This window comes from Brevundimonas sp. CEF1 (genome assembly GCF_051353055.1).
Taxonomy (GTDB): Bacteria; Pseudomonadota; Alphaproteobacteria; order Caulobacterales; family Caulobacteraceae; genus Brevundimonas.
Map to the genome: position 1 here is coordinate 2,822,955 of NZ_CP195593.1, position 21,102 is coordinate 2,844,056.

18 protein-coding genes are annotated in these 21,102 nt (G+C 67.8%); 11 read left to right on the top strand and 7 right to left on the bottom strand.

Annotation, left to right across the window (positions count from 1 at the left end):
• Positions 1–24: 24 nt before the first annotated feature.
• The gene (locus ACR9FL_RS14290; RefSeq protein ID WP_296172595.1) at positions 25–402 is read left to right on the top strand and encodes a hypothetical protein; all 378 of its coding nucleotides are present in this window, start codon (positions 25–27) and stop codon (positions 400–402) included.
• Between the two features lie 104 nt (positions 403–506).
• Here ACR9FL_RS14290 and ACR9FL_RS14295 read toward each other — a convergent pair whose 3' ends face one another.
• The 4 genes from ACR9FL_RS14295 to ACR9FL_RS14310 all read right to left on the bottom strand — a co-directional run bounded on the left by ACR9FL_RS14295 (position 507) and on the right by ACR9FL_RS14310 (position 3,586).
• The gene (locus tag ACR9FL_RS14295) at positions 507–794 is read right to left on the bottom strand and encodes a diguanylate cyclase (RefSeq protein WP_436356059.1); all 288 of its coding nucleotides are present in this window, start codon (positions 792–794) and stop codon (positions 507–509) included.
• Positions 795–816: 22 nt separating this feature from the next.
• Positions 817–1,785: a hypothetical protein gene (locus tag ACR9FL_RS14300; protein WP_436356060.1), complete on the bottom strand. Its 969-nt coding sequence runs from the start codon at positions 1,783–1,785 to the stop codon at positions 817–819.
• A 98-nt stretch (positions 1,786–1,883) separates the two neighbouring features.
• Complete coding sequence (locus tag ACR9FL_RS14305) at positions 1,884–2,651, bottom strand: ABC transporter permease (RefSeq protein ID WP_114817249.1); 768 nt, start codon at positions 2,649–2,651, stop codon at positions 1,884–1,886.
• Positions 2,651–3,586 carry an ABC transporter ATP-binding protein gene (locus ACR9FL_RS14310; RefSeq protein ID WP_436356061.1) on the bottom strand — a complete coding sequence of 312 codons (936 nt, stop codon included), beginning with the start codon at positions 3,584–3,586 and terminating at the stop codon, positions 2,651–2,653. Before ACR9FL_RS14310 ends, ACR9FL_RS14305 begins: the two co-directional genes overlap by 1 nt.
• A gap of 139 nt (positions 3,587–3,725) precedes the next feature.
• On the opposite strand from ACR9FL_RS14310, the gene ACR9FL_RS14315 reads away from it, so the two are divergent.
• Positions 3,726–5,048, top strand: a complete 1,323-nt coding sequence (locus ACR9FL_RS14315; RefSeq protein WP_436356062.1) for a PQQ-dependent sugar dehydrogenase — start codon at positions 3,726–3,728, stop codon at positions 5,046–5,048.
• A 56-nt stretch (positions 5,049–5,104) separates the two neighbouring features.
• Here ACR9FL_RS14315 and ACR9FL_RS14320 read toward each other — a convergent pair whose 3' ends face one another.
• Positions 5,105–5,683 carry a hypothetical protein gene (locus ACR9FL_RS14320; RefSeq protein WP_436356063.1) on the bottom strand — a complete coding sequence of 193 codons (579 nt, stop codon included), beginning with the start codon at positions 5,681–5,683 and terminating at the stop codon, positions 5,105–5,107.
• Positions 5,684–6,021: 338 nt separating this feature from the next.
• Between ACR9FL_RS14320 and ACR9FL_RS14325 the strand changes: the two genes are divergently transcribed.
• From ACR9FL_RS14325 to ACR9FL_RS14365, 9 genes are all read left to right on the top strand, one after another.
• Positions 6,022–7,821, top strand: coding sequence for a long-chain-acyl-CoA synthetase (locus tag ACR9FL_RS14325; protein ID WP_436356064.1), 1,800 nt, complete (start codon positions 6,022–6,024; stop codon positions 7,819–7,821).
• 97 nt (positions 7,822–7,918) lie between these two features.
• On the top strand, positions 7,919–8,788 hold the full coding sequence (gene motA / locus ACR9FL_RS14330) for a flagellar motor stator protein MotA (protein ID WP_105562643.1): 870 nt from the start codon (positions 7,919–7,921) through the stop codon (positions 8,786–8,788).
• A gap of 80 nt (positions 8,789–8,868) precedes the next feature.
• Complete coding sequence (locus tag ACR9FL_RS14335) at positions 8,869–9,147, top strand: hypothetical protein (RefSeq protein ID WP_436356065.1); 279 nt, start codon at positions 8,869–8,871, stop codon at positions 9,145–9,147.
• Between the two features lie 101 nt (positions 9,148–9,248).
• Positions 9,249–9,539, top strand: coding sequence for a hypothetical protein (locus ACR9FL_RS14340; RefSeq protein ID WP_296172574.1), 291 nt, complete (start codon positions 9,249–9,251; stop codon positions 9,537–9,539).
• Positions 9,540–9,727: 188 nt separating this feature from the next.
• On the top strand, positions 9,728–10,003 hold the full coding sequence (locus ACR9FL_RS14345; RefSeq protein WP_296172571.1) for a hypothetical protein: 276 nt from the start codon (positions 9,728–9,730) through the stop codon (positions 10,001–10,003).
• 115 nt (positions 10,004–10,118) lie between these two features.
• Positions 10,119–11,912, top strand: a complete 1,794-nt coding sequence (gene mnmC, locus ACR9FL_RS14350; protein WP_436356066.1) for an FAD-dependent 5-carboxymethylaminomethyl-2-thiouridine(34) oxidoreductase MnmC — start codon at positions 10,119–10,121, stop codon at positions 11,910–11,912.
• Between the two features lie 89 nt (positions 11,913–12,001).
• On the top strand, positions 12,002–12,406 hold the full coding sequence (locus ACR9FL_RS14355) for a DUF6491 family protein (protein ID WP_436356067.1): 405 nt from the start codon (positions 12,002–12,004) through the stop codon (positions 12,404–12,406).
• A gap of 188 nt (positions 12,407–12,594) precedes the next feature.
• Entirely contained in the window at positions 12,595–13,725 is a 1,131-nt protein-coding gene (locus ACR9FL_RS14360) for an efflux RND transporter periplasmic adaptor subunit (RefSeq protein ID WP_436356068.1), read from the top strand.
• A 9-nt stretch (positions 13,726–13,734) separates the two neighbouring features.
• Positions 13,735–16,836, top strand: a complete 3,102-nt coding sequence (locus ACR9FL_RS14365) for an efflux RND transporter permease subunit (protein ID WP_436356069.1) — start codon at positions 13,735–13,737, stop codon at positions 16,834–16,836.
• Between the two features lie 191 nt (positions 16,837–17,027).
• Here ACR9FL_RS14365 and ACR9FL_RS14370 read toward each other — a convergent pair whose 3' ends face one another.
• Both ACR9FL_RS14370 and nhaA read right to left on the bottom strand, forming a co-directional pair.
• A complete protein-coding gene (locus ACR9FL_RS14370; protein ID WP_436356070.1) occupies positions 17,028–19,658 on the bottom strand; it encodes a TonB-dependent receptor in 2,631 nt (876 codons plus the stop codon).
• Positions 19,659–19,889: 231 nt separating this feature from the next.
• Complete coding sequence (nhaA, locus tag ACR9FL_RS14375) at positions 19,890–21,101, bottom strand: Na+/H+ antiporter NhaA (protein WP_296174542.1); 1,212 nt, start codon at positions 21,099–21,101, stop codon at positions 19,890–19,892.
• Between the last annotated feature and the right edge of the window lies 1 nt (position 21,102).

Here is a 21,102-nt window from a genome sequence, read left to right on the forward strand (position 1 = left end):
GGGCCGTCTTGTGGAGCGCCGCCGATGTCGACCGTGCTGACCCAGAGCTATCGCCGCCAGCGCGACCATTTCGAGCCCCAGGATCTGGACCCGCAGGAGCAGCGCCGCCTGCGCGGTCAGCTGGAGCAGATCGACTACGCCGCCTTCGTCTCGAACCGCGAAGTCCTCGGCCAGACCCTGTCGCGGGTGGACGTCGGCACGTTCCAGAAACTGGCGGTCCTGACCGCCAACGCCCGCGCCCGCTGGGCCGCCGAGGCCCTGCGCCTGTCCGAATCCGGCTCGGCCGTGACCCCCGACCAGACCGCCCGCCTGACCGCCGCCCGCACCGCCTATGAGGAACTGGCCGAGGCCTACGAGGCCCTGCGCCGCATGGTTGAACGCGGATACCTGACCTTGCGCTAAGCGGAGCTTCCCTTATCCAGGGGCACGACACGCCTGATCTCTCTGCTCGCGGCCCTGCCCTTTCTGGCTGCCCGTAGTCCCGAGCAGACACCCCCGCCCGGCCACTAGCCGCGCTCGACCCGATTGCGGCCCGCGTGCTTGGCCCGGTACAGGGCCTCGTCGGCGGTCATGATCAGGTAGTTCTCGCCCGGATGTCCGCCGTGCTGGGCCACGCCGATCGAGGCGGTGACGCCGAAGGTCTGCAGGCGCCCGGCCTTGGTCTCTCGCGCCTGTAGAGCGGCGCGGACCCGGTCGGCGGCGGCCAAGGCCTGGTCCGTCCGGGTCTCGGTCAGCACCACCAGGAACTCCTCGCCGCCATAGCGGAAGACGAAATCGCTGGACCGGACAAGCATCCGGCCTTGGTCGGGCGCCTCCCTAGTCCAACGGCTGAGGCTTGGTGACGACCGGGGCGTCGGGGTCGTTCTGGGTCGGTCGAGCGGCGGTGGGCGCGGGACCAGCGGGCTGCGCCGGTTCAGGCGGCGGGGCGATCACAACCACCGGCGGCGGCGCGGCGACGACGGGCGGCGCGGCGACCGACGGCGTCGTATCGGCGGCCGGAACCGCGGCAGGCGTGGCGGCGGATCGAGCCGGCGCAGTGCGCGCAGGACGAGGCGCGGGTCGCGCGGCGGGCGCAGAAGCGACGGCTTCCAACGGCGCGTCCTCCACAGGCGCGGCAGGAGACGGCGCGGTTGCCACGGGCGGCGCGGCGACAGGCGCTTCACTCGAGGACGCCGCCGGGGTCGGTTCTTTGTTCGCGCGCGTGATCAGCCAGGTCGCCAGCGGGGCGCCGATCACCACCACGGCGGCCGCCGCGATATAGAGGGGCGCGCGATCGCTCCCCTTGCGAGGCGCAAGGCGCGAAACGGTTGGAGGCGCGACGGGCGCCGTCTCTAGCCGGGGCGCGGGAGCGGGCGAGGGAACCGGCTTGGCGGCCGGCGCCGGAACGGGGGCCTCTGCGGCTTGCGGCAAGGCGCGCGGCGTCGCGTCAACCGGGGCGCGCGGGTCGGCCGCCGGCGCGGCGGGTCGATTAGGTTGCGGCTGCAGCATGCTCGGCATGGGCGCGGTGATCAGGTTCGGCGTCGCCGTCGGCGCCGTCGACCGGCGCTGCGGCACCAATGAACCGCCGAACACGCCGCTGGACGACGGGCGAGGCGCGGCCGCCGCGACGGAAGGCTGGGGCGCAGGCTTTGGCGAGGGCTGAGGCTTCGGCTGAGGCGTCGCAACCGGCGGCATCAGGCCCACGCCGCGCGGCAGAGGTCCAGCGCGGAAGGTGGTCTGAGGCGGGCGGCCCCACTGCACCGGGCGGCGGGCGAAGGGAACGGACTTGTCGTCGGCGTCGGACATTCGGTCTCCGGCGCCGGGCGGCGCGCATCACGAAGAGGGTCGGCAGACCTTCAAACTGCTGAGCGAGTTCGGCGGTTTCGTGACAGCCCCAACCCGACCTAGTTCTTCAACCGATAGCCCGTCTTGAAGATCCAACCCACCACCGCCAGACAGGCGAAGAAGAAGCCCAGCGTGGCTGTCAAGCTGAGGCCCACGCTGACGTCGCCTATGCCGTAAAAGGCCCAGCGGAAACCCGAGATCAGATAGACCACCGGGTTGAACAGGGTCACGGTCCGCCAGCCGTCCGGCAGCATGTCGATCGAATAGAAGGCGCCGCCCAGGAAGGTCAGGGGCGTCACGATCAGCATGGGGATCATCTGCAGCTGTTCGAAATTCTGCGCCCACACCCCGATGATGAAGCCGAACAGGCTGAAGGTGGTCGAGATCAGGATCAGGAAGGCCAGCATCCAGAAGGGGTGCAGAATCTGTAAAGGCACGAACAGGGCCGCCGTCGCCAGGATGATCAGCCCCAACACCGCCGACTTGGTCGCCGCCGCCCCGACATAGGCGATGACGATCTCCAGCGGCGACACGGGCGCCGACAGGATCTCATAGATGGTGCCGGTGAATTTCGGGAAATAGATGCCGAAACTGGCGTTGAAGATCGACTGGGTGAACAGGCTCAGCATGATCAGCCCCGGCACGATGAAGGCCCCGTAAGGCACGCCCCCGACCTCCTCCATCCGGCTACCGATGGCCCCGCCGAAGACGACGAAATAGAGGGCCGTGGTGATCACCGGCGTCACGATCGACTGCCACAGGGTGCGAAGCGCCCGCGCCATCTCGAAGCGATAGATGGCCCAGACGCCATGTCCGTTGAACGTCATCACGCGGCCTCCCCATCGCGGTGAACCAGGCTGACGAAGATGTCTTCCAGCGAGCTCTGGCGGGTGTTCAGGTCCTTGAAGGCGATGCCCAGATCCGACAGGCGGCGCAGCAACGACGGCACCCCGGTCTTCTCGGCATGGGCGTCAAAGGCGTACTCCAGCTCGGCCCCGTCGCATTGCAGGGCCAGGTTCCACTCGGCCAGTTCCGGCGGGACGGCCGCCAGCGGCTCTTGAAGCTGCAGGGTCAGGGTCTTCTTGCCCAGCTTGCGCATCAGGGTCGCGGTCTTCTCGACCAGGATCAGCTCGCCCTTGAGGATGACCCCCACCCGGTCGGCCATCTCCTCGGCCTCCTCGATATAGTGAGTGGTCAGGATGATGGTCACGCCGCGCTCGCGCAGGCGCCGCACCAGGCCCCACATGTCGCGGCGCAGTTCCACGTCCACGCCCGCCGTGGGCTCGTCCAGGAACAGGATGTCGGGTTCGTGGCTCAGGGCCTTGGCGATCATGACGCGGCGCTTCATTCCGCCGGACAGGGTCATGATCTTGGCGTCCTTCTTGTCCCACAGGCTGAGGTCGCGAAGGATCTGCTCCACATAGGCCGGGTTCGGCGCCTTGCCGAACAGGCCCCGGCTGAAGGTGACGGTGGCCCAGACGGTTTCGAAGGCGTCCGTCGTCAGCTCCTGCGGCACCAGACCGATGCGGGTGCGGGCGGCGCGGTAATCCTTCTGGATGTCGTGACCGTCGGCGATCACCGTCCCGGTCGAGGGGGTGACGATGCCGCAGACGATGGAGATCATCGTCGTCTTGCCCGCCCCGTTCGGGCCCAGCAGGGCGAAGATCTCGCCCTTCTCGATTTCCAGATCGACGCGTTTCAGCGCCTGATGGCCGGACTTATAGGTCTTGGTCAGACCTTGAATGGAAATGACTGACGGCATGGGCCCTCCCGGCGCAGGTTGCGCAGATAGGGAGGCGCCTGAACAGGCTCAAGACCTGACGGCGACGCTGATCCCCGACGACCAAACTGCGTTATAATGTCGACGTTCCAGAAAGCCGCCAGAGACGCAAGGTTCGCCCATGACCGGTTCCCGTTTCCTCGCTGTCGCCGCCCTGCCTCTGATCCTCGCCCTGTCAGCCTGCGAGACCGAGAGCACCCTGCCCGAAAGCCTCGGCTTCGGGGCGAACCCGCAACTGCCGCCGGCCCGCGTCCAGCGCGTCCCAACGGTCAAGATCGCTCCCGCCGTCGGCTGGCCCGCAGGCGTCACGCCCGTCGCTGCACAGGGTCTGGCGGTCAACGCCTTCGCCAGCGGTCTGGACCACCCGCGCTGGCTCTATGAACTGCCCAATGGCGATGTTCTGGTCGCCGAGACCAACGCCCCGCCCAAACCCGAAGCCAGCGGCGGGGGCGGCATACGCGGCTGGTTCGAGCGCCGCATCATGGGCAAGGCGGGGGCGCGCGCGCCCAGCGCGAACCGCATCACCCTGCTGCGCGACGCCGACGGCGATGGCGTGGCCGAGACCAAGACCGTCTTCCTGTCCGGCCTGATGTCGCCCTTCGGCATGGCTCTGATCGGCGAGCGCCTGTTCGTCGCCAACGCCGACGCCGTGGTCGCCGTCCCCTATCAGACCGGCCAGACGCGCATCGACGCCGCCCCGGTCAAGATCGCGGACCTGCCCGCCGGCCGCAATCACCACTGGACCAAGAGCCTGGTGGCCTCGCCCGACGGCTCCAAACTCTATGTCGGGGTCGGCTCCAACTCCAATGTCGGCGAGAACGGCCTGAACGAGGAGGTCGACCGCGCCGCCGTGCTGGAGATCGACCCGGCCACTGGCGCCCGCCGCGTCTTCGCCTCGGGCCTGAGGAACCCTGTCGGCATGGCCTGGAACCCCGAGGACGGCCGCCTGTGGGTCTCGGTCAACGAGCGCGACGAGATCGGCGACGACCTGGTCCCCGACTACATGACCTCGGTCACGCCCGGCGGCTTCTACGGCTGGCCGTGGAGCTATTACGGCCAGACCGTCGATAAGCGGGTCCAGCCGCCTAGCCCCGACATGGTGGCCAGGGCGATCAAGCCCGACTACGCCCTGGGCTCGCACACCGCCTCCCTCGGCCTGACCTTCTACACCGGGTCGCTGACGCCCCAGTGGCGCAACGGGGCCATTGTGGGCCAGCACGGCTCGTGGAACCGCAACCCGCCCGCCGGCTACAAGGTCATCTTCGTCCCCTTCAGCGGGGGCAGGCCCTCGGGGCCGCCGCAGGACGTCCTGACCGGGTTCCGCAACGACAAGGGCGAGGCCATGGGCCGTCCGGTCGGGGTTCTGGGCCTCCGTTCCGGCGCGCTTCTGGTCGCAGACGACGTGGGCAATGCGATCTGGCGCGTCACGCCGGCCCGACCCTGAGCCCAATATCAAAAGGCCCGGCATGGAGCCGGGCCTTTTTTCAGTTCTGGTCGCCGTCAGTTCGGCGGCGTGATCACGATGGGCGCGGGCGGCGCCGCCGGCGTGACAGGCGCAGGGATCGACGGCGTCACGGTCGGCGTCTGCGGCGCGACCGACAGATAGGGCTGCGGCCCCGACGATACGATCGGCGCGGGCGGCTCGACCGCCGCTTCGGCCGGGGCGGGCGCGGCGCGCTCAACCCTGGCCGGAGGCGCCGAGGCCCTGGCCGGAGCCGGGCTCGCGCGGCGTGAGACCGGTGCGGCGGCCGCCGGGGGAATAGGCGTCGCGGTCGTCAGTTCGGCCGGCGTCTCCATGGGAATAGTCGCCGCCGTCAACGGTGAAACCTCGGGCGCGACAGCCGAAGGCGCGACCGGCGCGGCTTCGAGGGCCGTCGGCGCCGCCGGCTCAACCGGCTGCATCAACATGGCGGCGGCCGCGCCGCCGACCACCAGCACGCCCAGGGGCGCCAGGATCATCCAGGTCTTGACCGGCTTGTTCGACTTGCGAGCGCCGCTGCGGGCATAGACTGGAACATAGGCCTCGCTATCGACGCGAGCGGCGGCGGGACGAACCTGATCAGTATAGGTCACGGACATCTTGTCTTCTCCTTTGATCCAGAGCCAGACAACCCGCCCCAAAAGAGCAAGGTTCCGCGAATATCGTCGTCGCCGCGAAGAAACACCATCCGCGCCACAGTTCAGGCGAAAGCATGATCAAGTCATGAGATTGTCATTTCTTCCGGCATTCTTTCGCGAGATCGCCACGGAGGTTGACGTAACGTCGTGAAGCAACCTTACGCAACGTCATCGAAAAGACGGGCAAAGCATCGCTTTCGTCAAACATTGTGGCGGTGCGCGCTTGCGACCTGTTGACCCGCCGCCCCGGCCCGTTCATCACCGTTGAAAAGCATAATCTGGGCAGAGGCGACGCAACCATGGGTCTGGCAGCGAACATCCGGCGCGATATGAAGTTCGCGGGCGGGCTGTACCGCCTCCTGAAGCGCATCAAGCCCATCACCCTCGACAGCGACGTCCTGGTCTGTGACGACATCGAGGAAGCCGTCGACAAGTTCCCCGACAATGTCGCCCTCGAGGACGAAACCCGCCGCCTGACCTATCGCGAGCTGGACGCCCTGGCCAACCGCTACGCTCACTGGGCCAAGGCGCGCAACCTGAAGCGCTCTGACGTCATCGCCCTGGTCATGCACAACCGGGTCGAATACCTGGCCGCCTGGTTCGGCTTCTCCAAGGTCGGCGTGGCCACGGCCCTGATCAACACCAATCTGACCGGCCAAGCATTGGCCCACTGTCTGACCATCTCCAACGCCTTCAACGTGGTGACGGATCAGGAAAGCTGGCGCGCGGTCGAGGAGGCCCGCCCCTTCGTCGATCGCAACCTGATGAGCTGGGTCCACGGCCTGGCCGACGAGGACGAGACCAACGACCGCCGCGACATCGACAACGCCGTGCGCAGCGCCTCCTCGGTGCGCCCCGACAAGAGCCTGCGCCAGGGTCTGACCAACCGCGACACGGCCCTGTTCATCTTCACCTCGGGCACCACAGGCCTGCCCAAGGCGGCGCGCATCCCCCATTCGCGCGCTCGCACCTATATGCGCGCCTTCGCCGGGGCCACGGCCTCGACGACTAAGGACGCCCTCTACAACTGCCTGCCCCTCTATCACTCGACCGGCGGTCTGGTCGGGGTCGGCTCGATCCTGCTGAACGGCGGGCGGATGATCATTCGCCGCCGCTTCTCCTCGACCCATTTCTGGCCCGACGTGAAGACGTCCGGCGCCACCATGTTCGTCTATATCGGCGAGCTGTGCCGCTACCTGGTCAACTGCCCGCCCAATGAGGACGAGCGCGCCCACAAGCTGCGCCTGGCCTTCGGCAACGGCCTGCGCCCCGACGTCTGGACCGAGTTCCAGTCGCGCTTCGGCATCAAGGACATCATGGAGTTCTACGGCTCCACCGAGGGCAACGTCTCCCTGTTCAACTTCGACGGCAAGGCCGGCGCCATCGGCCGCGTGCCCAGCTATCTGAAGTCGCAGATCAACATTCGCCTGATCGCGCTCGACCCTGAAACGGGCGAGCCGGTGCGCCGCGCGGACGGTCTGTGCCAGCTGGTCTCGGTCGGCGAGACCGGCGAGGCCATCGGCCAGATCGCCTCGGACATCCGCCACGACTTCTCGGGCTATGCCGACAAGAAGGCCTCGGAGAAGAAGATCCTCACCGACGTCTTCAAGAAGGGCGACCGCTGGTTCCGCACCGGCGACCTGATGCGTCAGGACCGCGACGGCTATTTCTACTTCATGGACCGCCTGGGCGACACCTATCGCTGGAAGGGCGAGAACGTCTCCACCGCCGAGGTCGAGCAGCGCCTGCATGACGCCCCCGGCGTTCAGGAAGTCATCGCCTATGGCGTTTCCGTCCCTGGCCAGGAAGGCAAGGCCGGCATGGCCGCCCTGGTGCTGGAGGGCAAGTTCGATCCCGCCGCCTTCGCCGCCTACGCCGACGAGCAGTTGCCGCCCTATGCCCGTCCCGTCTTCCTGCGCCTGATGAAGTCGGCCGAGACCACCGGCACCTTCAAATACCGCAAGGTCGATCTGGTCGCCGACGGCTTCGACGCGGCCAAGGTCGACGGCGCCGTCTACGTCCGCGGCGGCAAGGCCGGCTATCAGAAGCTGACCGCCAAGGCCTATGAGGCCATCCTCGACGGCACGACGCGGCTGTAGTTTCCGTCCCAAACCGGGATCGGCGAAACGCGGCCTTAAGCATTAACGCTGATAACGGGCGTCCTGAGCTCTCTCCTTCAGGACGTCCGGCGGCCCCATGTTCCAGATTATCGGCATCATCATGCTGTTCGCCATGGTGTTCGGCAGCTTCCTGCTGCACGGCGGCAAGATGGCGACGATCCTCTATTCGCTGCCCTATGAGCTGATGGCCATCTTCGGGGCGGGCATCGCGGCCTTCCTGATCTCCAACAGCCTGCCGGTCATCAAGGGCGCCCTGGGCGGCCTGGGCAAGTCCTTCGCCGGCCCCAAGTGGAAGAAGCAGGACTACAAGGACCTGCTCAGCCTGCTGTTCCAACTGACCAAGACGATGAAGTCCAAGGGCGTCATCGCCCTGGAAAGCCACATCGAAAAGCCGGCCGAGAGCACCATCTTCCAGAAATATCCCAAGGTGCTGAAGGACCACTTCGCCACCGACTTCATCTGCGACACTCTGCGCATGATGACCATGAACCTCGAAGATCCCCATCAGATCGAGGACGCCATGGAGAAACAGCTGGAAAAGCACCACCACGAAGCCCTGGCCCCGGCCCACGCCCTGCAGAACCTGGCTGACGGCCTGCCCGCCCTGGGCATCGTCGCCGCCGTGCTCGGCATCATCAAGACCATGGGTTCCATCACCGAGCCGCCGGAAGTCCTGGGCGGCATGATCGGCGGCGCCCTGGTCGGCACCTTCCTCGGCGTCTTCCTGGCCTATGGCCTGGTCGGCCCCTTCGCCGCCCGCCTGAGCGCGATCGTCGATGAGGAAGCCTCCTACTACAAGATCATCCGCTCGGTGCTGGTGGCCCACCTGCACGGCAACGCCGCCCAGATCTCGGTCGAGATCGGCCGTGGCGACATCCCCTCGACGGCCCAACCCTCCTTCACCGAAATGGAAGAAGCCCTGGCCGCCGCGCCGATGGACGCCTGATCGGACCACGGACGGGAACACGGATCGCTCACGTCGGTTCTCCACGGGTCACGTTCGCGTGCATTCCCGTGGAGCCTTGCATGAAAGCCCTCCCTCCCCTGCTGTTCGCCGCCCTGACGCTGGCGGCCTGCAACGACACATCGCCGCCTGCGCCGGCCTCGACGGCGCCTCCCCCCGAAGCCGCCGCTGCGGCCGCGGACTCGATGACCGCGCCGGCGGACAGCGCCGCGCCGCCGCCTGGAGAATCGATCGCGCCGCCCTCGACGCCGCCGACCGCCCAGACCCCGCCGACCCTGCCCGAAGACAGGCCGCCGACCGATCCGATGAACCCGACCTCGCCGCCGGTTCCCCCGGCCTGAGTCCCGACATCGGACTTGTCGAACCCGGTAATCTCGCGTTACGCCTTGCATCGGCGGGGATCAGCCCCGCCGGATTTTGAAATCGAAGGGGCTTTAGTCACATGACCATCCGTCGCCTGATGATCGTCGCCGCCGGGCTCAGCGCCCTGTCGCTGGCCGCCTGCCAACAACCGGCGCCCAAGACCGAAGACGCCGCCGCCGTCGCTGACGCGGCCGCCGACACCGCCTCGGACGCTGCGGCCACCGCCGCTGACGCCGCCACGGCTGCGGCCGGCGCCGCCACCGACGCCGCTGCGTCCGCCGGCGCCGCGACCGAAAAAGCCGCCGACGCCGCCGGCGCCGCCATGACCCCGGCGCCCGCTCCGGCCGCCCCGGCGCCGGCCGCTCACTAAAAAACTTCGGCCCTCAGAAAGCCGGCAAAGGGCCGCTCCGACTGGCGTCGGGGCGGCCCTTTCTTCATGAGGATAACGAGACTTCACGAACCCGTGAGAATTTCGCTTGCGGTTTTCCTCACGATCCCGTTATCTCCGTCTCAGCGAGGGTTCATGATCTCGCTTTTACCTTCTGAAGGACAACAACTATGCGCATCACCGCTCTGATCGCCGCTTCGGCCGCTGCTCTGGCCCTGGCCGCTTGCCAACCCGCCGCCACCGACAAGGCTGAAGACGCCGCTGCCGACGCCACGGACGCCGCTGCGACCGCCACGGACGCCGCCGCCACCGCCGACGCCGCCGCCACCGAAGCTGCCGCCGCCGCCACCGACGCTGCTGCTGCTGCCGCTCCGGCTGCTGACGCCGCTGCTGCTCCGGCTGCTGACGCCGCCGCTGCTCCGGCTGCTCCGGCTGCCGCTCACTAAGACTTACGTCTTGGATCGCGGCCTTCGGGTCACGATGCGGAAAGGGGTCGTCTTCGGACGGCCCCTTTTTTCGTGCGCGCTATCCAGCACGGACCAGGGTCGCTAAAGCCCGCCCATGTCCGATGACCTGCCCGACGCCGCCGACAAAGACGCCTCGCCGCAACTCGTCTGGGCCGAGGACGGCTCGCCCCGTTCCGGTCGCTTCGGCGACGTCTATTTCTCCAAGGACGATGGTCTGGCCGAAACTCGCGCCGTCTTCCTGGACGGCTGCGGTCTGCCAGAGGCCTGGACCGGCCGCGCCGACTTCACCGTCGCCGAACTGGGCTTCGGCACGGGATTGAACATCGTGGCCCTGCTGGACCTGTGGCGCCGCACCCGGCCCGAGAACGGCCGCCTGCATATCTTCTCCATCGAGGGCTTCCCCCTGACCCGCGACGAGGCCGCCCGCGCCTTGTCCGCCTGGCCGGAGTTGGCCGAGACCGCGACCGCCGTCCTCGCCGTCTGGCCCGCCGGAACGCCTGGCTTCCACCGCCTGGACCTGCCGCAGTGGGGCGCGGCCATCGACCTGGCCGTCGGCGACGCCGAGTGGGCGTTGAGCCAGTGGTCCGGCCCCGCCGACGCGTGGTTCCTCGACGGCTTCTCGCCGGCCCTCAACCCCGGCATGTGGTCGCCGGAGATCATGGCCCTGATCGCCGCCCGCTCCGCCCCCGGCGCGCGGGTCGCCACCTTCACCGTCGCGGGCGCCGTGCGACGCGGCCTGGCCGAGCACGGCTTCGTCGTCGAGAAGAAGCCCGGCCACGGCAGGAAACGCGAGCGACTGGAAGCTCATCTGCCCTCGGCGGCGTCCACGGCGAAGTCCCCGCCCCATATCGCCGTCATCGGTGCCGGGATCGCCGGAGCCTCGGCGACGCGCGCCCTGATCGCCGGCGGGGCCCGCGTCACCGTCATCGAAGCCGAACGCCCCGGCGCGGGCGGCTCGGGGTTTCCCGCCGCCCTGGTCACGCCGCGCCTCGACGCCGGCGACGCCCTGATCGCCGGCTTCCACGCTCAGGCCCTGGAGCGCGCCCGCGACCTCTACCGCGCCCTGCCCGAAGCCGTAATCGCCGAGGGCGTGCTGCAACTGGAACAGGCGCCGCGCGACGCAACCCGTTTCGACAAGATCGCGGCCCAGGATCTGTGGCCCGCCGACGCCATGACGCGCCTTGCCCCCGCCGCCGCCTCGAAACATCTGGGCGAAGCCGTCTCGACCGGCGGCCTGATGATGTCGGGCGCCCTGGCGCTTCGCCCCTCGGCGGTTCTGGAGCCTTGGCTGGCGGGCGCCGAACGCCTGACCGCCCGTGTCGCCGACATCCAGGCTCAGGATGGAAGCTGGCGTCTGCTCGACGCCCAAGGCGATCTGATTCTCGAAGTTGAGGCCGTGATCCTGACCGCAGGATGGGGCGCCGCCGCCCTCGCGCCCGACCTGCCGCTGACGCCCGTCGCCGGTCAAGCCGACTGGGTGGACGGCGCCGGCGGCGCCCCCGTCGCCTGGGGCGGCTACGCCGTGCCGACCGGAAAGGGCCTGCTGTTCGGGGCCACCCACGACCGGGGTCAGACGGACCTCGCGACCGACGCCGAAGCTTCTGCTCGCAATCTCGCCGCCCTGGCCGCCGCCCTGCCTCGCCTGGCCGTCCACGTCGAGGCTACCGGTCCATCGCACAGCCGCAAGGCCGTGCGCGCCACCACGCCCGACCGCCTGCCTGTCGCAGGATCACTCGGCCAGGCCGGCCTCTACGCCCTGACAGGCCTTGGTTCACGCGGCTTCTGCGTCGCGCCTCTGCTGGGCGAGCATCTGGCCGCGCTCATACTGAATCAGCCGTCGCCTCTGCCGGAGAGGTTTGGACAACGCCTCAAGGCCACGCGTTTCTAAGCGGAAACAAAATCTCGACGCCCCCGGCTGGACAGCGCACATTCAACCACTGACGCTAATCTCAACAGCGTTTGCAACGGAGGTTCTTCATGGCGCGCTTTTCCGTGTTCGCAGTCGCCGCAGCCAGTGCGACCGTCCTTTCTGCTTGCGCTCCTGTTTCAGGAACCGAACCGAGCCAAGCCTCAGCGTCCAGCCGACAGTGCTTCTACGCCGACCGGGTCGACAACTTCCGCGGCGACAACCAAACGCTCTACGTCCGAACCCACAGCAAGGAAGTGTTCGAGCTCCAGTCATTCGGCAACTGCGCCGATATCGACTTCGCCTTCAGCATCGCCTTCCTGCCCAACAGCGGCATCAATCGCCTGTGCACTGGCGACCTGTCGCGGATCATCGTGGGAAGCGGCCCTTCGCCCAGCAACCAATGCCGGGTCCAGGTGATCAAGAAGCTGACGGCCGCCGAGGTCGCGGCCCTGCCCGAGCGCAACCGCCCCTAGACGCCCTGACCACACTTCGCGGCCGCCGGTTCGTCCCGCGGCAACGAGGGATTACTTCGCGGTAATGCTGGTGTGCGAGGTTTGAGAACGCTTTGCTGAACGCTATGAAGCGAGGCTATCAAACTCGTGTCCGGCGCCGGACAGAAGGTTCGCGCCCCCTGCCCTGACCCTTTCAAGGATCCTCGCACGTGGCGAAAACCCTTCGTACCCCGGCCCTGCTTCTGGCCGCCGCCGCCGCCCTGACCCTGGCCGCCTGCGGCGGGCACGACGACAAGTCCAAGGCCGGTGAAAAACCCGGCGCCTCGCGCCAGACCGTCAGCGTCGCCACGTCGATCGAACAGGCCCTGCCGCGCGTCATCGTGGCCTCTGGAACGGTCTCGGCCTGGGAGGAAGTCCCGGTCGGCGCCGAGACCGGCGGCCTGACCGCCGTCGGCGTCTATGTCGATGAAGGCTCCTACGTCCGTCAGGGCCAGGTTCTGGTCAAGCTGAACGACGCCCTGCTGCAGGCCCAGCTGCGCCAGCAACAGGCGGGTGTTCAGACTGCCGAGGCCAACGCCGCCCGGGACGACGCCGCCCTGGCCCGCGCTCAGGAACTGAAGCAACGCGGCTTCCTCAGCCAAGCTTCGCTGGACACGGCCCTGGCCAACCAGCGCGCCTCCGCCGCCAATCTGGCCTCGGCCCAGGCGTCGCTGTCCGAGACCCGCACCCGCCTGGCCCAGAGCGAGATCAAGGCGCCGGTCTCGGGCCTGATTATCAGCCGCAGCGTCACCAAGGGCCAGATCGTCGCCGCCGGAACCGAGCTGTTCCGCATGGTTCGCGAAGGTCGTCTGGAACTGGACGCCCAGGTGCCTGAAACCGACCTGCCCACCCTGCGCGCCGGCCAGACCGCCACCATCACCTCGAACGAGGGCGTCGCCACCAGCGGCACCATCCGCATCGTCACCCCCGAGGTCGACGCCCAGACCCGCCTGGGTCTGGCCCGCATCACCCTGTCGCCGGGCAGCGGCCTGAAGCCGGGCATGTTCGCCCGCGCCTCGATCACCGCCGGGGCCCAACCGACAACCGTGGTGCCCACCGCCGCCGTCCTCTATCGCAACAACAAGTCGGGCGTCTTCGTGCTGGACGCCCAGAACGCGGCGCATTTCCGCCCGGTGACGGTCCTGTCGCGCCGCGACGACCAGACCTCGATCAGCGGCGTCGAGCCCGGCGTCCGCGTCGTGGTCCAGGGCGCCGGCTTCCTGAACGAGGGCGACAAGGTGACGATCGCCGCCGCCCCGGCCGCCGCCGCGCCTGCGGCTGCGACTGCGGCCGCGAAGTAAGGCCCGGCCATGAACAACATCTCGTCCTGGGCCATCAAGAACCCCATTCCGATCATCCTGCTGTTCGTCCTGCTGACGCTCAGCGGCGTGACCGGCTTCCTGGGGATGCGGATCAACAACAACCCCGACATCGACTTCCCCCTGGTCGCCGTCACCGCCGCCCGGCCGGGCGCGGCGCCGGCCGAGATGGAGGTCCAGGTCGCGCGGGTGATCGAGGACTCGATCGCCGGCCTGTCCGGCGTGCGCCACATCTATTCCAACGTCACCGACGGCGTGTCCTCGACCACTATCGAGTTCGAACTGGGCACCGACACCGAACGCGCCACCAACGACGTGCGCAACGCCATGAGCGGCGTGCGCGGCTCCCTGCCCCAGGACATGCAGGAGCCGACGGTCCAGCGCATCGACATCACCGGCGACGCCCTGATCACCTATGTGGTCCGCTCGCCGACCATGACGCCGGAACAGATCAGCTGGTTCATCGACAACGAGATGAGCCGCGCCCTGCTGGCCCTCGGCGGGGTGGGCGAGGTCAACCGCTCCGGCGGGGTCGATCGCGAAATCCGCGTCGAGCTGGACCCGCAGCGCCTGGCCGCCTACGGCGTCACCGCCGCCCAGGTCAGCCAGGCCCTGACCAACGTCAACAACAACCTGCCCGGCGGCCGCGTCACCGTGGCTGGGTCGGAGCGGGCCGTCCGCACCCTGGGCGCCGCTGGTTCGGTGGATCAGTTGCGCGAGACCCTGGTTCCGGTCGGCGACGGCAAGAGCGTGCGTCTGGGCGACCTCGGCGCCGTGGTGGACAAGTGGGGCGAACCCCGTCGCCTGGCCCGCTACAACGGTCAGGAAGCCGTCACCTTCAACTTCCTGCGCTCGCGCGAGGCCAGCGAGGTCAAGGTCGCCGAAAAGGTCCGCGCCGAGGTCGAGAAGATCGACGCGGCCCACCCCGAGCTGACCATCGAACAGGTCACCTCCAGCGTGCAGTATATCGAGGAAAGCTATCTCGCCTCGCTGGAAGCCCTGCTTCTGGGCGCCGTGCTGGCGGTCATCGTCGTCTTCATCTTCCTGCGCGACTGGCGCGCGACCCTGATCGCGGCCACGGCCATGCCCATGTCGCTGATCCCGACCTTCGCCCTGCTCGGGCCGATGGATCAGTCGCTGAACGTCGTCACGCTTCTGGCCCTGTCGCTGACCATCGGCATTCTCGTCGATGACGCCATCGTCGAGATCGAGAACATCGTCCGCCACATGCGCGACGGTAAACCGCCCTATGACGCCGCTTTCGAGGCCGCCGACGAGATCGGCCTGGCCGTCGTGGCCACGACCGGCACCATCATCGCCGTCTTCGCGCCCGTTGGCTTCATGCCCGGCATCATCGGTCAGTTCTTCAAGGCCTTCGCCCTGGCCGCCTGCATCAGCGTCTTCTTCTCGCTGGTGGTGGCGCGGACGCTGACGCCGCTGATGGCGGCCTATCTGCTGAAACACACCAAGCACGAGGACAAGGACCCCTTCTGGATGGCGGGCTATCTGCGCGCCCTGCACTGGTGCCTCGGCAACCGCTGGAAGGTCTTCGTCCTGGGCGCTGTCTTCCTGTTCGGATCGATCGGTCTGTCGGTCGTCGCCAAGATGTCGTTCGAGTTCATGTCGCCCGGCGACGAGGGCCGCGCCGCCTTCCAGATCGAACTGCCGCCCGGCTCGACCCTGCGCCAGACCGACGCCGTGGTGCAGCAGGTGACGCAGAAGCTCAACGCCCGCCCCGAGGTCACCTCCGTCTACGCCGCCGTCGGCGGTCAAGACGTGGGTCAGGCCAATGTCTATGCCGACATGGTGCCCAAGGGCGAGCGCGCGCTCAGCCAGCAGGCCTTCGCCCGCGTCATGGTCGATGAGCTGAAACAGATCCCCGGCGCCCGCATCCGCGCCGGCATCGCCCAGCAGGGCGGCGGCCCCGGCGACGGCACCAGCTACACCTTCTCCATCCTCGGCGACGACCCCGTCGCCCTGGAAGCCGCGGCGCGCAAGGTCGAGGAAGAGATGCGCGGCGTGCCGGGCCTAGCCAACATCGTCAATACGGCCGCCATCGCCCGCCCGGAAATCCTGGTCACCCCACGCCCGGATGAAGCCGCCCTGGCCGGCGTCTCGGCCGGGACCATCTCCCAGGCCGTGCGTGTCGCCACCATCGGCGACGTCGATCAGAACCTGCCCAAGTACAACCTGGGCGACCGCCAGATCCCGATCCGGCTGCAACTGACCGAGGAGGCCCGCGAGGATCTGAACGTGCTGGAGAACCTGCGCGTGCCGACCGCGTCCGGCGCCTCGGTGCCGCTCAGCGCCGTGGCCGACATCACATTCGGCGCCGGACCGGCCACCGTCAGCCGCCAGGATCGCTCGCGCATCGCTTCGATCCGCGCCGAACTGGACGGCATCACCACGGGCGCCGCCGGTCAGGCCGTCAACCGCCTGCCCTCGGTCAAGAACCTGCCCGCCGGGGTCCGCCAGGTGCCGGCCGGCGACGCGGAGTTCATCCAGGAAATGCTGGTCGGCTTCGGCATCGCCTTCATCTCGGGCATCCTGCTGATGTATGCGGTTCTGACCCTGCTGTTCAAAAGCTTCGCCTATCCGGTCACCATCATGGCGGCCCTGCCGTTGGCCATCGGCGGCGCCTTCATCGGCCTGGTGATCGGCGGCAAGAGCTTCTCCATGTCGGCCCTGATCGGGGTGCTGATGCTGATGGGGATCGCGGCCAAGAACTCCATCCTGCTGGTCGACTACATCATCATCGCCGAGAAGGAGGGCGGCCTGAGCCGCCGTGAAGCCATCATGGACGCCGCCCACAAACGGGCGCGCCCCATCCTGATGACCACCTTCGCCATGGGGGCCGGCATGGTGCCCATCGCCCTGGGCATCGGGGCCGACGTCGAGTTCCGCTCGCCCATGGCCATCGCCGTGCTGGGCGGTCTGATCTCCTCGACCTTCCTGTCCCTGCTCTACATCCCCGCCATCTTCACCATCGTCGACGACATCGCCGGCTGGGGTCGTCGGATGTTGAGCCGGATGTTCGCCGGGCAGCGCAGGCTGGCCGACGGCAGCCGACCCGGCGAGCCTCTTCACGACTAACCAGGGCGTCGCCAACCCGACCAAGCCCCCGGAGCGCGATCTCCGGGGGCTTTTTCTTGGCCGCGATCATGCCGGCGGAAGGGCGCGCCGAGCGACGCTCCTAGTGACGACAGGCGCAGGCAAAGAAAAAGGCGGCCCGGATTGCTCCGGACCGCCTTCTCGCTTCGCCGTTGGGCGAAGGTCGTTTGGCCTCAGTACTTGACCCGCAGGGTTGCGCCATAGGTGCGCGGTTGGCCCATGAAGGCGTTGTAGGTCTGGGTGTCCAGGGCCGGGTTGAAGTAGGTGCCGTTCGGCTGAACCGTCGACTGGAAGGCGGAACCCTGCAGCGGAGCGTTGATCGCCACCTGCTTGTATTCCTCGTCCGTCAGGTTCTGAGCCCAGATGTCCAGAGCCCAGCGCTCATCTTCCGAGCCCAGGGTGATCCGGCCGTTCAGCAGGGTGAAGGCGTCCTGCATCTTGTAGGGCAGCAGGTCCGATCCGGTGTTGTATTCCGTCGAATACTTGGCCGACAGATTGAAGCCCGCCTTCAGGCCGCCGCCGATCGAGCGGTCGAAGGAGACCGAACCCGTGGCCGACCACTCCGGCGCGAACGAGGCCCGCGCGCCCGGCAGCAGCGACAGCTGCGGGAAGTTGCCCGGATTGGTCAGGTCGCCGGCGGTGAAGTCGCCGTACTTGGTGTCCGTGTAGGTGACGCCGCCGTTGAACGACAGGCCCTCGATCGGGGTGAACCAGACGAAGTCGGCGTCCACGCCCTGCGACTTCAGCTCGGGGATGGATTCAACCACGAAGGCCGTGCCCAGGAAGGTGTTGAGCTGGAAGTCCTCGAACTTCTGATTGAAGTAGGTGAGGTTCAGCAGGACCGTACGGTTGAACAGGGTGTTCTTCAGGCCCAGCTCGAAGCTGTCGACGGTTTCCGACGGGAACAGCAGGGAGGCCGTCGGGGTGACGCCGGTCTGCACGCGGTCCAGGTTATAGCCGAACGACTTGTAACCGCGGGCGTAGGAGCCGTAGGCCATGACCGAGTCGTTGAAGCGATAGGCCGCCTTGATGGTGCCGCTCAGCTCGCCGTCATCGGTTTCTTCCGAGATTCGACGGTTGTCGAAGAAGGGGTTGGCCCAGGGCAGGCAGATGTTGCCGGCGACACGCTGGGCGCTGGCGGCGGCGGCGGCCGGCGTGAGCCCGGCGCCGATGAAGGCGTTGGTCAGGTTGGTGACATTGCCCAGGGCGCCGCCGCAGGCCGCGCCGTTGGTGCCCAGGTTGTCCTGAACCCCTATCAGACGCTTCTTGTCCTGGGTGTAGCGCAGGCCGAGGGTGATATCGAACTGGTCGGTGACATGCCAGGTATTGTTGGTGAACAGGGCCAGCGAGTCCGAACGCTGGCTATAGTGATCCTGCACCCCATGTCCGACGCCGAAGCCCGGTCCGCTCGGCGCCAGCGGCCCCGAGGCCGACGTGCCGCCGTTCAGCAGACAGCCGGCCAGGAAGGTCGGCGTGGTGCCGGGCCGCGTCAGACAGCCGATGATGTTTCCGCTTTGCGGAATGACGCCGCCGGTCCCGGCGTTCAGTTGCGACGAGATCAGCAGCGACAGGAAGGGCGTGTATCCGGCGCCGTACCAGTAGCTGTCGTCGCGGCTGATGTTCTCACGCGTGGCGAAGACGCCGACCAGCCAGTCCAGCTTGTCGGTCGAGCCGGCCAGGCGGAATTCCTGGGTCAGGTTGTCCAGCTCGAAGCCGTAGCCGCCGTCGTCCACACGATACAGCAGGTCCGCCGTCGTATAGTCGAGGTCCATGGCGTTGATGCCCTCCCAGTTCCGCCAGGAGCTGACCGAGGTCAGGGTGGCGTTCCACGAGGGGATGTCGATGTTGGCTTCGGCCGAGAAGCCCATGTCTTCCATGGTCTGGCCCGTGCCGCGGTTGGCGTAGGCCGTGCGCGAGAAGGGCAGCGGGCCGAAACCGGTCGCGGGCGGGGTCTGCTGGCCGCCGACGGCGGTGACGGCGCCATAGGTCGGCCCCGTGCGGATCTGGGTGGAGACGCAGCAGTATTCGTCGCGCTTGGAGTAGTCAGCGATCAGGCGGATCGACACCTCGTCCGACGGCAGGATCAGCAACTGGCCGCGCGCGGTCCAGAAGTTCTGGTTCTGATCGTCCGTTTCCTGACGCGGGCCGGCGCCGGTGATGACGTCATAGAAGCCGTCACGCTCGCGCTTGGCGACATAGAGGCGGCCGGCGATCTGGTCGGTGATCGGGCCGGTGACCGAACCGGCGACGCCCCAGGCGTTGTAGTTGCCGTAGGTCGCCTCGGCGTTGAAGCCGGGGGTGAAGGACGGAGCCTCGGTGATGATGTTGATGACGCCGGCCGAGGTGTTCTTCCCGAACAGGGTGCCCTGCGGCCCCTTCAGCACCTCGATGCGGCTCAGTTCGCCCAGGTCGCCGAAGCCGACGCCGTTGCGCGAACGATAGACGCCGTCGATGACCACGCCGACCGAGCTTTCCAGACCGGGGTTGTCGCCGACCGTGCCAACGCCGCGGATACGGGCCGTGGTCGAGGCTTCCGACTGGGTCGAGGTGACGGTCATGCCCGGCGTCAGGATCTGCAGATCCTTAATATCGCGCACCCCGGCGCCGTCCAGGGCTTCCTGCGACAGGGTCGTGACCACGATCGGCACGTCCTGAAGGTTCTGTTCACGCTTCTGGGCGGTGACGATGATGTCGTCGACCGTGGTCGGCCCGTCCTGGGCGGCGGCGGCTCCCGCGAAGCCGAAGGCGACGGCGCCGACGACGGCGGCCGACGCCGTGCAGCGAAGAATGTGGTTGAAACGCATATGGCGGCTCCCCGGCTCTATGGCCCGGCCGCCCGCGGCGACCGTGGCGATTCCTGTCCCTGTCGATCCACGCTCATTGAACGGCGTGAATTCTCCAATGACAGGGGTAAGCCAGGGTTGGGACAGCGACAAGAAGCCGCCAAGCTGCGAACGGCGATTTCAGCCAACGTCGCTCTACGTGTGGCGAGAAAGCGACAAAAACCGATTACGCAAGGTCAATATTATCAACGTTCACTGCAAGATCTTGCCAGAAGACTCGTCTTCTCTTTGCTGCTGACGTCGCCCAGCAAGGTTCAGAATCACCGCCGCGGCCAGGGCCGACAGCACCGATCCGCCGATCACGCCCAGCTTGACCTCGATCTGCTCGGGCGAGTCCACCGCGCCGGGGAAGGCCAGGACGCCGATGAAGAGGCTCATGGTGAAGCCGATGCCGCACAGCAGGCTGACGCCGTAGATCTGCAACCAGCTAGCGCCAGAGGGCTTGTCGCCGACCTTCAGCTTGGCGGCCAGCCAAGCCGCGCCGAAGACGCCGACCTGCTTGCCGACAAACAGACCCAGGGCGATGGCGATGACCAGGGGGGCGAAGGCCTGCTCCAGCGACAGACCGGCGAAAGAGACGCCGGCCTTGGCGAAGGCGAACAAAGGCAGGACCAGGAAGGCGACGTAGGGGTGCAGGTCGTGCATCGCCTCCTTCAACGGGCTCTGCGAGGTTTCGCGGCGCGGCTCGACCGGCACGATCATGGCGAAGGCCACGGCGGTCAGCGAGGTCGACAGGCCGGACAGAACCGTCAGATACCAGACCGCGCCGAAGCCCAGCACCCAGAAGGGCCCGGCCAGACGCCGACGGCCGATCAGAGCCAGGGCGGCGAGCACGCCGACCACGCCCAACAGAGGCAGCCACTGCACCCCCTGGCTGAACAGGACGGCGATCAGGGCGATAGCCCCCAGGTCGTCGACGATGGCCAGGGTCAGCAGGAAGACGCGCAGCGACGCCGGCAGCTTCTTGCCCACCACCGCAAAGACAGCCAGGGCGAAGGCGATGTCGGTGGCCAGAGGAATGGGCCAGCCCTGCGACGGCCCGCCCAGCATCCCCGCTACGGCCAGATAGACCAGACCCGGAATCGCCATCCCGCCCAGGGCGGCGATGATCGGCAGAGCCAGTTTCTTGGGGTTGCTCAGTTCGCCCTTGAGGATCTCGTATTTGATCTCCAGCCCGACCACGAGGAAGAAGACCGCCATCAGCCCCTCCTTGATCCAGTTGGAGATCGTCTCCTCCAGCCGCAGAGGACCGACCTGAAGCACGTGGACGCTCTTCAGCCAGTAGAAATAGTCGCTCGCCCAGGGCGAGTTGGCGACGATCAGGGCAGCCAGGGCGGCCAGGCCCAGGGCGGCGCCTGAACCGGCTTCGGTCTTGAGAAAGTCGAGCGTGAGCTTCTTGGCCACG

What these genes read in the sequence shown, in the direction of transcription:
- ACR9FL_RS14290 (WP_296172595.1), top strand. Translation starts at nt 25, where the DNA reads ATGTCGACCGTGCTGACCCAGAGCTATCGCCGCCAGCGCGACCATTTC.
- ACR9FL_RS14295 (WP_436356059.1), bottom strand. Translation starts at nt 794, where the DNA reads ATGCTTGTCCGGTCCAGCGATTTCGTCTTCCGCTATGGCGGCGAGGAG.
- ACR9FL_RS14300 (WP_436356060.1), bottom strand. Translation starts at nt 1,785, where the DNA reads ATGTCCGACGCCGACGACAAGTCCGTTCCCTTCGCCCGCCGCCCGGTG.
- ACR9FL_RS14305 (WP_114817249.1), bottom strand. Translation starts at nt 2,651, where the DNA reads ATGACGTTCAACGGACATGGCGTCTGGGCCATCTATCGCTTCGAGATG.
- ACR9FL_RS14310 (WP_436356061.1), bottom strand. Translation starts at nt 3,586, where the DNA reads ATGCCGTCAGTCATTTCCATTCAAGGTCTGACCAAGACCTATAAGTCC.
- ACR9FL_RS14315 (WP_436356062.1), top strand. Translation starts at nt 3,726, where the DNA reads ATGACCGGTTCCCGTTTCCTCGCTGTCGCCGCCCTGCCTCTGATCCTC.
- ACR9FL_RS14320 (WP_436356063.1), bottom strand. Translation starts at nt 5,683, where the DNA reads ATGTCCGTGACCTATACTGATCAGGTTCGTCCCGCCGCCGCTCGCGTC.
- ACR9FL_RS14325 (WP_436356064.1), top strand. Translation starts at nt 6,022, where the DNA reads ATGGGTCTGGCAGCGAACATCCGGCGCGATATGAAGTTCGCGGGCGGG.
- motA (WP_105562643.1), top strand. Translation starts at nt 7,919, where the DNA reads ATGTTCCAGATTATCGGCATCATCATGCTGTTCGCCATGGTGTTCGGC.
- ACR9FL_RS14335 (WP_436356065.1), top strand. Translation starts at nt 8,869, where the DNA reads ATGAAAGCCCTCCCTCCCCTGCTGTTCGCCGCCCTGACGCTGGCGGCC.
- ACR9FL_RS14340 (WP_296172574.1), top strand. Translation starts at nt 9,249, where the DNA reads ATGACCATCCGTCGCCTGATGATCGTCGCCGCCGGGCTCAGCGCCCTG.
- ACR9FL_RS14345 (WP_296172571.1), top strand. Translation starts at nt 9,728, where the DNA reads ATGCGCATCACCGCTCTGATCGCCGCTTCGGCCGCTGCTCTGGCCCTG.
- mnmC (WP_436356066.1), top strand. Translation starts at nt 10,119, where the DNA reads ATGTCCGATGACCTGCCCGACGCCGCCGACAAAGACGCCTCGCCGCAA.
- ACR9FL_RS14355 (WP_436356067.1), top strand. Translation starts at nt 12,002, where the DNA reads ATGGCGCGCTTTTCCGTGTTCGCAGTCGCCGCAGCCAGTGCGACCGTC.
- ACR9FL_RS14365 (WP_436356069.1), top strand. Translation starts at nt 13,735, where the DNA reads ATGAACAACATCTCGTCCTGGGCCATCAAGAACCCCATTCCGATCATC.
- ACR9FL_RS14370 (WP_436356070.1), bottom strand. Translation starts at nt 19,658, where the DNA reads ATGCGTTTCAACCACATTCTTCGCTGCACGGCGTCGGCCGCCGTCGTC.